The following is a 9,491-nucleotide window of genomic DNA, read 5'->3' on the forward strand; positions in this document are numbered from 1 at the left end:
GGGGGAAGCGAGCCCCGGGTGCTTCGATCGAAGACCGGCCCGCACCGCACGGAGCGCTTCTCCGCCACCGTCCCCCTGCCACACGGGCAGCGACGGGACAAAAGACGACAAAGTAACGGAGAAAACGCTAGTGGAGAACGAGACCCACTACGCCGAGGCCGTCATCGACAACGGCTCCTTCGGCACCCGCACCATCCGCTTCGAGACGGGCCGCCTGGCCAAGCAGGCCGCCGGCTCCGCCGTGGCGTACCTGGACGACGACACCATGGTGCTGTCGGCCACCACCGCCTCCAAGAACCCCAAGGACCAGCTCGACTTCTTCCCCCTCACGGTGGACGTCGAGGAGCGGATGTACGCCGCCGGCAAGATCCCCGGCAGCTTCTTCCGCCGTGAGGGCCGTCCCTCCGAGGACGCCATCCTCACCTGCCGCCTCATCGACCGCCCGCTGCGCCCGTCCTTCAAGAAGGGCCTGCGCAACGAGATCCAGGTCGTCGCCACGATCATGGCGCTCAACCCCGACCACCTGTACGACGTCGTGGCGATCAACGCCGCGTCCGCGTCCACGCAGCTGGCCGGTCTGCCCTTCTCCGGCCCGATCGGCGGCGTCCGCGTCGCGCTGATCAACGGCCAGTGGGTGGCGTTCCCGACGCACACCGAGCTCGAGGACGCCGTCTTCGACATGGTCGTCGCGGGCCGTGTCCTGGAGGACGGCGACGTCGCGATCATGATGGTCGAGGCCGAGGCCACCGAGAAGACCATCAAGCTGGTCGAGGGCGGCGCCGAGGCGCCGACCGAGGAGGTCGTCGCCGCCGGTCTGGACGCCGCGAAGCCCTTCATCAAGGTGCTCTGCAAGGCCCAGTCGGATCTCGCCGCCAAGGCTGCCAAGCCGACCGGCGAGTTCCCGATCTTCCTGGACTACCAGGACGACGTCCTCGAGGCGCTCACCGCCGCCGTCAAGCCGGAGCTCGCCTCCGCGCTGACCATCGCCGGCAAGCAGGAGCGCGAGTCCGAGCTGGACCGCGTCAAGGCGCTCGCCGCCGAGAAGCTCCTGCCGGAGTTCGAGGGCCGCGAGAAGGAGATCTCCGCCGCGTACCGCTCGCTGACCAAGACCCTGGTCCGTGAGCGCGTCATCAAGGAGAAGAAGCGCATCGACGGCCGCGGTGTCACCGACATCCGCACCCTGGCCGCCGAGGTCGAGGCCATCCCGCGGGTCCACGGCTCCGCCGTGTTCGAGCGTGGCGAGACCCAGATCCTGGGCGTCACCACCCTGAACATGCTCCGCATGGAGCAGCAGCTGGACACCCTCTCCCCGGTGACCCGCAAGCGCTACATGCACAACTACAATTTCCCGCCGTACTCCACCGGCGAGACCGGTCGCGTCGGCTCCCCGAAGCGCCGCGAGATCGGCCACGGCGCCCTCGCCGAGCGCGCCCTCGTGCCGGTCCTGCCGACGCGCGAGGAGTTCCCCTACGCGATCCGCCAGGTCTCCGAGGCGCTGAGCTCCAACGGCTCGACGTCCATGGGCTCGGTCTGCGCCTCCACCATGTCGCTGCTGAACGCCGGTGTGCCGCTGAAGGCCCCCGTCGCCGGTATCGCCATGGGCCTGATCTCCCAGGAGATCGAGGGCGAGACGCACTACGTCACCCTCACCGACATCCTCGGTGCGGAGGACGCCTTCGGCGACATGGACTTCAAGGTCGCCGGCACCAAGGAGTTCGTGACCGCCCTCCAGCTCGACACCAAGCTGGACGGCATCCCGGCCTCCGTCCTGGCCGCCGCTCTGAAGCAGGCCCGTGACGCCCGCCTCCACATCCTCGACGTGATGATGGAAGCGATCGACACGCCGGACGAGATGTCCCCGAACGCCCCGCGGATCATCACCGTCAAGATCCCCGTGGACAAGATCGGTGAGGTCATCGGCCCCAAGGGCAAGATGATCAACCAGATCCAGGAGGACACCGGCGCCGAGATCACGATCGAGGACGACGGCACCATCTACATCGGCGCCGCCGACGGCCCCTCCGCCGAGGCCGCCCGCACCACGATCAACGGCATCGCCAACCCGACGATGCCCGAGGTCGGCGAGCGCTACCTGGGTACGGTCGTCAAGACGACCACCTTCGGTGCGTTCGTCTCGCTGCTCCCCGGCAAGGACGGTCTGCTGCACATCTCGCAGATCCGCAAGCTGGCCGGCGGCAAGCGCGTGGAGAACGTCGAGGACGTCCTCGGCGTGGGCCAGAAGGTCCAGGTCGAGATCGCCGAGATCGACTCGCGCGGCAAGCTCTCGCTCGTCCCCGTGATCGAGGGCGAAGAAGACGCCGCGGACGACAAGAAGGACGACGCCGACAAGTGACGTCGAGTAGCTCCACGGCGACGGCCCGCACCTCTTCGGAGGCGCGGGCCGTCGCCCGTACCCAAACCCTCATCAAGGGCACCAACGGCATCGGTACGGTCCGTAAGACCACCCTCCCCGGCGGCCTGCGCATCGTCACCGAAACCCTGCCCTCGGTCCGCTCCGCGACCTTCGGTATCTGGGCGCACGTCGGCTCCCGCGACGAGACCCCGGCTCTGAACGGCGCCACGCACTACCTGGAGCACCTGCTCTTCAAGGGCACGACCCGCAGGTCCGCCCTGGACATCTCCTCCGCCCTCGACGCCGTCGGCGGCGAGATGAACGCGTTCACGGCGAAGGAGTACACGTGCTACTACGCGCGCGTGCTCGACGCCGACCTGCCGCTGGCCATAGACGTCGTCTGCGACATGCTGACGGGCTCCCTCATCCTCGAAGAGGACGTCAACGTCGAGCGGGGCGCGATCCTCGAAGAGATCGCCATGACCGAGGACGACCCGGGCGACTGCGTGCACGACCTGTTCGCGCACACCATGTTCGGCGACAACCCCCTCGGCCGCCCGGTCCTCGGCACGGTCGACACCGTCAACGCCCTCACCGCCGACCGCATCCGCCGCTTCTACAAGAAGCACTACGACCCGACCCACCTGGTCGTGGCGGCCGCGGGCAACGTCGACCACAACAAGGTCGTACGACAGGTCCGCGCGGCCTTCGAGAAGGCGGGCGCCCTGAAGAACCTGGACGCCACGCCCATCGCCCCGCGCGACGGCCGCCGCGCCCTGCGCACCGCGGGCCGCGTCGAGCTCATCGGCCGCAAGACCGAGCAGGCCCATGTCGTGCTCGGCATGCCCGGCCTGTCCCGCACGGACGAGCGCCGCTGGGCCCTGGGTGTGCTGAACACGGCACTGGGCGGCGGCATGTCCTCCCGCCTGTTCCAGGAGGTCCGCGAGAAGCGGGGACTGGCCTACAGCGTGTACTCGTACACCTCCGGATTCGCCGACTGCGGCCTGTTCGGCGTGTACGCGGGCTGCAGGCCGTCGCAGGTCCACGACGTGCTGAAGATCTGCCGCGACGAACTCGACCACGTCGCCGAACACGGCCTGTCCGACGACGAGATCGGCCGCGCCATCGGCCAGCTCCGCGGCTCCACCGTCCTCGGCCTGGAGGACACCGGCGCGCTGATGAACCGCATCGGCAAGAGCGAGCTGTGCTGGGGCGAGCAGATGTCCGTCGACGACATGCTGGCCCGGATAGCGGCAGTGACCCCGGACGACGTCCGCTCGGTCGCCCGCGAGATCCTGGGACAGCGGCCCTCGCTGTCGGTCATCGGCCCGCTGAAGGACAAGCAGGCGGCCCGGCTGCACGACGCGGTCGCCTGACCCGCCCGCCCTCGGAACATCCGACGTAAGGAAGCAAGACAGATGAGCAAGCTGCGCGTGGCGGTCCTCGGTGCCAAGGGCCGTATCGGCTCCGAGGCCGTACGGGCGGTCGAGGCCGCCGAGGACATGGAGCTGGTCGCCGCCCTGAGCCGGGGCGACAAGCTGGAGACCCTGGCGGAGACGGGCGCCCAGGTCGCGGTCGAACTGACCACGCCGGACTCGGTGATGGCCAATCTCGACTATTGCGTGAACCGCGGCATCCACGCGGTCGTCGGCACGACGGGCTGGACCGACGAGCGCCTCGCGCAGCTGAACGGCTGGCTGGCCGCCTCCCCGGAGACGGGCGTGCTCATCGCGCCGAACTTCTCCATCGGGGCGGTCCTGACGATGAAGTTCGCCCAGATCGCGGCGCCCTACTTCGAGTCGGTCGAGGTGGTCGAGCTGCACCACCCGAAGAAGGTCGACGCCCCTTCCGGCACCGCCACGCGCACCGCCCAGCTCATCGCCGAGGCCCGCCGCGCCGCCGGCACGGCCCCGGCGCCGGATGCCACGGAGACCGCCCTCGACGGCGCGCGCGGTGCCAGCGTCGACGGCGTCCCGGTCCACGCCGTCCGCCTGCGCGGCCTGCTGGCCCACCAGGAGGTCCTGCTCGGCGGCGAGGGCGAGACCCTGACCATCCGCCACGACTCCCTCCACCACAGCAGCTTCATGCCGGGCATCCTGCTCGGCGCGCGCCGCGTGGTGACCACTCCGGGCCTGACCTTCGGCCTGGAGCACTTCCTGGACCTCGGCTGACACGAGGCTCACAGATGCGCGCGAAGATCTCCTACGCCATAACGGCCGCCGTCCTGGTCGTCTACTTCGTCCTGGTCGGCAGCCGTGGCGTGATGCTCATCCAGTCCGGCACGGTCCTCACCGTCACCTTCGGCGTGGCGGTGCTGATCCTGCCGGTGATCGGCCTGTGGTTCCTGTGGAAGAACACCCAGTTCGTCCGCAGGGCCAACGCTCTCGCCGCCGAACTCGACGCCGAGGGCGGCCTGCCCGTCGACGAGTTGAAGCGGACCCCCAGCGGCCGTATCGACCGCGACTCGGCCGACGAGGTCTTCGCCAGGCGCAAGGCCGAGACGGAAGTGGCCCCCGACGACTGGCGCAGCTGGTTCCGCCTCGCCATCGCCTATCACGACGCCCGCGACACCCCGCGCGCCCGCAAGGCGATGCAACGGGCCATCGCCCTGCACGACGGCAGGACCGTCGAGGCCTGAGCCTCGGGACAGCGGCCACGAGCCCTACGACGACGCCTGGGCCGTACGCCGAAGGTCAGCCGTACGCCGAAGGGGCCGGCCCGCACTGACTGCGGACCGGCCCCTTCGGTGTGCCTGGCGGGCTCAGCCGCGTGTGTTCTCCGCGGCCCACGCCTCGACCGCGTCGGTGGCCCGGTCGAACGCCGCGACCCGCCCCAGGAAGTCCGTATTGTGCGTGGTCATCAGCGTCGGCATGCCCTCCGCCGCCCGATCCCGCCGTACGAGCATCAGCGCCTGCCCCTGCACGGTCCGCGGCAACCCCAGCCAGCGCACCGGCTGCTGCACGGTCCGCACGGCGACGACCTGCTCCCAGGGCACCGTACGCGTGACGAGGAAGCTCACCTGGCGCAGCCCGTGCGGGCTCACCCACACGCCCATGCGCAGCAGACGCAGGGCACCGGCGATGACGAGCAGCGCGATACCGAAGACGACCCCGGCGTCGGTCAGCGTGCCGGTCAGGGCGATGACGACCGCCGCGAACAGAACGTACGAGGCGAGCAGCAACCACAGCGCTGCCAGGCCCACCCGGCACGGCCCGGGACGGTAAGGGCGCCGCCAGCGGTCACGGTCGTCGAAGGGCAGCGCGTCGTCGGCTGCCTCGAACGCGCGGTCGGCCGTCAGGAAGGGCAGGGGCACGGCTGGTCCTCACTCAATCCATGCATGGGCTGTGCCCGGTGAGGCTATCGACCTGTGTCCCCACCCACCACCCTTGGGGGTCCGGATGAGGTCAGTGCCCCTCGGAGGCCTGTGACTGCTGAGTCTGCGTGGCGGTGTCGGTGGACAGCGCCGGCATGCCGACCACCAGCGCGGCGACGATGGTGAGGCCCAGCAGCCAGCGCCCGGCTATCTGACCGGCGGACGCCCGCTGACGGGGTGGGGGAGTGACATCACTGCGGAACCTGTCGGCCTCGGCAAGGAAGGCGAACGGGACGGGCTCGCGCCGACGGAACATCGGGGGCTTCTCCTCTCGGGATCGTGTGGGTGACCGTCACCAACACAGACGAGCGAGTGCCCCAAAAGGTGCCCGGTTTCGCCGAATTCACAGAAATTCGCTGATGTTCGCCGGCGTATGTTGCGACCCGGCACCGAACGCCCCGTTGTCAGTGCCGGGCCGTAGAGTGGGCGCCGCCCTGAGAAGTGATGGAAGGACCCTCCGAGCCGTGACCGACACCCCTGCCGACGACCTCAAGCCCAGTTTCCGCAGTGACGTCTCCGTCGAGCTGGTCAAGCACAGCGCGGCCGACTCCGACGTGCTGTGGGCCGCCCGCGTCTCCACCGCCGGCGAGCAGTCCCTGGAGGAGCTGCAGAGGGACCCCGAGCGCTCCAAGGGCCTGATCAACTACCTGATGCGGGACCGGCACGGCAGCCCCTTCGAGCACAACTCGATGACCTTCTTCATCAGCGCCCCGATCTTCGTCTTCCGCGAGTTCATGCGGCACCGCGTGGGCTGGTCGTACAACGAGGAGAGCGGCCGCTACCGCGAGCTCCAGCCCGTCTTCTACGTCCCCGACGAGTCCCGCAAGCTGGTCCAGGAGGGCCGCCCGGGCAAGTACGTCTTCGTGGAGGGCACCCAGGCCCAGCAGGAGCTGGTCGGCCGCGTCATGGAGGACTCGTACCGGGAGTCGTACGAGGCCTACCAGGAGATGCTCGCCGCCGGCGTCGCCCGCGAGGTCGCCCGCGCCGTCCTCCCGGTCGGCCTGTTCTCCTCGATGTACGCCACCTGCAACGCCCGCTCGCTGATGCACTTCCTCGGCCTGCGCACCCAGCACGAGCTCGCCAAGGTCCCGTCCTTCCCGCAGCGGGAGATCGAGATGGTCGGCGAGAAGATGGAGGCGGAGTGGGCCAAGCTCATGCCGCTGACGTACGCCGCCTTCAATGCGAACGGTCGTGTGGCGCCGTAACGCACCCACGTTCCCGGACCGGGCACGGCCGCACGGCCCAGCCGCATGAAGTGTCCGTATTGCGGCATTTAGAGAAGTTCATCTAGCCTGATCAAACGGACCCGGCACTGCTTGAACCCCCGAGCAGGCAGTGCCGGGCTCCATCTTTGTCCTGACTTTTCCGAACCCCCCGAGGGCAGACCAGGCCGTGCGCAACGAGTAGCGTGTAACCCATGGCTCCGACCTCCACTCCGCAGACCCCCTTCGGGCGGGTCCTCACCGCCATGATCACGCCCTTCACGGCGGACGACGCACTTGATCTCGACGGCGCGCAGCGGCTCGCCACCCACCTGGTGGACGCAGGCAACGACGGCCTGATCATCAACGGCACCACCGGTGAGTCCCCCACCACCAGCGATGCGGAGAAATCGGACCTGGTGCGAGCGGTACTGGAGGCCGTCGGCGACCGAGCCCACGTCGTGGCCGGCGTCGGCACCAACGACACCCACCACAGCCTCGAGCTCGCCCGCACCGCGGAGAAGGTGGGCGCACACGGGCTCCTGGTCGTCACGCCGTACTACAACAAGCCCCCGCAGGAGGGCCTGTACCGGCACTTCAAGGCCATCGCCGACGCCACCGAGCTGCCGGTCATGCTCTACGACATCCCCGGCCGCAGCGGCGTCCCGATCAACACCGAGACGATCGTCCGGCTCGCCGAGCACCCGAGGATCGTCGCCAACAAGGACGCCAAGGGCGACCTCGGCCGCGCCAGCTGGGCCATCGCCCGCTCCGGCCTCGCCTGGTACTCCGGCGACGACATGCTGAACCTGCCGCTGCTCTCCGTGGGCGCGGTCGGCTTCGTCTCGGTCGTCGGCCACGTGGTCACCCCGGACCTGCGCGCGCTCGTCGAGGCGTACGTCTCGGGCGACGTCCAGAAGGCCACGGAGATCCACCAGAAGCTGCTCCCGGTCTACACCGGCATGTTCCGCACCCAGGGCGTCATGACCACCAAGGCCGCGCTCGCCCTCCAGGGCCTGCCCGCCGGACCGCTGCGCGCGCCCATGGCGGAGTGCTCGCCCGAGGAGATCGAGCAGCTCAAGATCGATCTTGCCGCAGGCGGGGTACAGCTCTAGCACCAGACTTCGCGCGCCCGGGCGCGCACCAGACTTCACAACTGAATAAGCGGGCCACCGGTGCCCGCACCCCACAACGACAACTGCTTCTGCACGAACGTCACGCGCGCCACGTGCCCAACCGGTACGTGGCGCGCGTGGTGAGGAGAGTCTTTTGAGTCATCCGCATCCTGAACTCAGCGCGCCCCCGCCGCTCCCCGAAGGCGGCCTGCGGGTCACCCCGCTCGGTGGCCTAGGCGAAATCGGCCGAAACATGACGGTCTTCGAGTACGGCGGCCGCCTGTTGATCGTCGACTGCGGAGTGCTCTTCCCAGAGGAGGAGCAGCCCGGAATCGACCTGATCCTGCCGGACTTCTCGTCCATCCGGGACCGCCTCGACGACATCGAGGGCATCGTCCTCACCCACGGCCACGAGGACCACATCGGCGGCGTCCCCTTCCTCCTCCGAGAGAAGCCGGACATCCCGCTGATCGGCTCCAAGCTGACCCTCGCGCTCATCGAGGCCAAGCTCCAGGAGCACCGCATCCGCCCGTACACCCTCGAAGTGGCGGAGGGGAACCGCGAGCGCATCGGTCCCTTCGACTGCGAGTTCGTCGCGGTCAACCACTCCATCCCGGATGCCCTGGCGGTAGCCATCCGCACGCCCGCCGGCATGGTGGTCCACACGGGCGACTTCAAGATGGACCAGCTCCCGCTGGACAACCGTCTGACGGATCTGCACGCCTTCGCGCGGCTGAGCGAGGAAGGCATCGACCTCCTCCTCTCCGACTCCACGAACGCGGAGGTCCCGGGGTTCGTTCCGCCCGAGCGCGACATCTCCAACGTCCTGCGCCAGGTGTTCGCGGGCGCCCGCAAGCGGATCATCGTGGCCAGCTTCGCCAGCCACATCCACCGCATCCAGCAGATCCTCGACGCCGCCCACGAGTACGGCCGCCGGGTCGCCTTCGTCGGCCGCTCGATGGTCCGCAACATGGGTATCGCCCGGGACCTGGGTTACCTGAAGGTCCCCCCGGGCCTGGTGGTGGACGTCAAGACGCTCGACGACCTCCCGGACAGCGAGGTCGTGCTGGTCTGCACGGGCTCACAGGGCGAGCCGATGGCAGCCCTGTCGAGGATGGCGAACAGGGACCACCAGATCCGGATCGTCCAAGGCGACACCGTGATCCTGGCGTCCTCCCTGATCCCCGGCAACGAGAACGCGGTCTACCGCGTCATCAACGGCCTGACCCGCTGGGGCGCGAACGTCGTCCACAAAGGCAACGCCAAGGTCCACGTCTCGGGCCACGCCTCGGCCGGCGAGCTGCTGTACTTCTACAACATCTGCCGCCCGAAGAACCTGATGCCGGTGCACGGCGAATGGCGCCACCTGCGCGCCAACGCCGAACTGGGCGCCCTGACCGGCGTCCCGCACGACCGGATCGTCATCGCCGAGGACGGCGTGGCCGTCG

At 69.2% G+C, this 9,491-nt stretch carries 9 protein-coding genes (1 of these 9 cut by a window edge); 7 read left to right on the plus strand and 2 right to left on the minus strand.

Going from position 1 to position 9,491, the window contains the following annotated elements; all coding sequences use genetic code 11:
- Positions 1-130 precede the first annotated feature (130 nt).
- From PBV52_RS35605 to PBV52_RS35620, 4 genes are read left to right on the plus strand one after another with little or no spacing between them, the layout of a single operon-like run.
- Positions 131-2,353: a polyribonucleotide nucleotidyltransferase gene (locus tag PBV52_RS35605; RefSeq protein ID WP_274244054.1), complete on the plus strand. Its 2,223-nt coding sequence runs from the start codon at positions 131-133 to the stop codon at positions 2,351-2,353.
- A complete protein-coding gene (locus PBV52_RS35610) occupies positions 2,350-3,729 on the plus strand; it encodes a pitrilysin family protein (protein WP_274244055.1) in 1,380 nt (459 codons plus the stop codon). Before PBV52_RS35605 ends, PBV52_RS35610 begins: the two co-directional genes overlap by 4 nt.
- Before the next feature lie 42 nt (positions 3,730-3,771).
- Positions 3,772-4,524, plus strand: coding sequence for a 4-hydroxy-tetrahydrodipicolinate reductase (gene dapB, locus PBV52_RS35615; protein ID WP_274244057.1), 753 nt, complete (start codon positions 3,772-3,774; stop codon positions 4,522-4,524).
- A gap of 14 nt (positions 4,525-4,538) precedes the next feature.
- A complete protein-coding gene (locus tag PBV52_RS35620; RefSeq protein ID WP_274244059.1) occupies positions 4,539-4,991 on the plus strand; it encodes a hypothetical protein in 453 nt (150 codons plus the stop codon).
- 123 nt (positions 4,992-5,114) lie between these two features.
- On the opposite strand, the gene PBV52_RS35625 is transcribed toward PBV52_RS35620, so the two are convergent.
- Both PBV52_RS35625 and PBV52_RS35630 read right to left on the minus strand, forming a co-directional pair.
- Positions 5,115-5,666, minus strand: a complete 552-nt coding sequence (locus PBV52_RS35625; RefSeq protein WP_274244060.1) for a PH domain-containing protein — start codon at positions 5,664-5,666, stop codon at positions 5,115-5,117.
- A 91-nt stretch (positions 5,667-5,757) separates the two neighbouring features.
- On the minus strand, positions 5,758-5,982 hold the full coding sequence (locus PBV52_RS35630) for a hypothetical protein (protein ID WP_274244062.1): 225 nt from the start codon (positions 5,980-5,982) through the stop codon (positions 5,758-5,760).
- Between the two features lie 208 nt (positions 5,983-6,190).
- On the opposite strand from PBV52_RS35630, the gene thyX reads away from it, so the two are divergent.
- The 3 genes from thyX to PBV52_RS35645 form a co-directional block, all read left to right on the plus strand.
- Positions 6,191-6,931, plus strand: coding sequence for an FAD-dependent thymidylate synthase (gene thyX / locus PBV52_RS35635; RefSeq protein WP_274244064.1), 741 nt, complete (start codon positions 6,191-6,193; stop codon positions 6,929-6,931).
- 212 nt (positions 6,932-7,143) lie between these two features.
- Entirely contained in the window at positions 7,144-8,043 is a 900-nt protein-coding gene (dapA, locus tag PBV52_RS35640; RefSeq protein ID WP_274244065.1) for a 4-hydroxy-tetrahydrodipicolinate synthase, read from the plus strand.
- 154 nt (positions 8,044-8,197) lie between these two features.
- On the plus strand, positions 8,198-9,491 hold the 5' portion of the coding sequence (locus PBV52_RS35645) for a ribonuclease J (protein ID WP_274244066.1). The gene runs 392 nt beyond the window's last position; 1,294 of the gene's 1,686 nt are visible here — the first part of the coding sequence; the start codon lies at positions 8,198-8,200; its stop codon lies beyond the right edge, outside the window.

It is taken from the genome of Streptomyces sp. T12, assembly GCF_028736035.1.
GTDB lineage: Bacteria > Actinomycetota > Actinomycetes > Streptomycetales > Streptomycetaceae > Streptomyces.

Excerpts from the sequence above, each read along its gene's own strand:
- dapB (WP_274244057.1), top strand. The coding sequence starts at position 3,772 with ATGAGCAAGCTGCGCGTGGCGGTCCTCGGTGCCAAGGGCCGTATCGGC.
- PBV52_RS35620 (WP_274244059.1), top strand. The coding sequence starts at position 4,539 with ATGCGCGCGAAGATCTCCTACGCCATAACGGCCGCCGTCCTGGTCGTC.
- PBV52_RS35630 (WP_274244062.1), bottom strand. The coding sequence starts at position 5,982 with ATGTTCCGTCGGCGCGAGCCCGTCCCGTTCGCCTTCCTTGCCGAGGCC.
- dapA (WP_274244065.1), top strand. The coding sequence starts at position 7,144 with ATGGCTCCGACCTCCACTCCGCAGACCCCCTTCGGGCGGGTCCTCACC.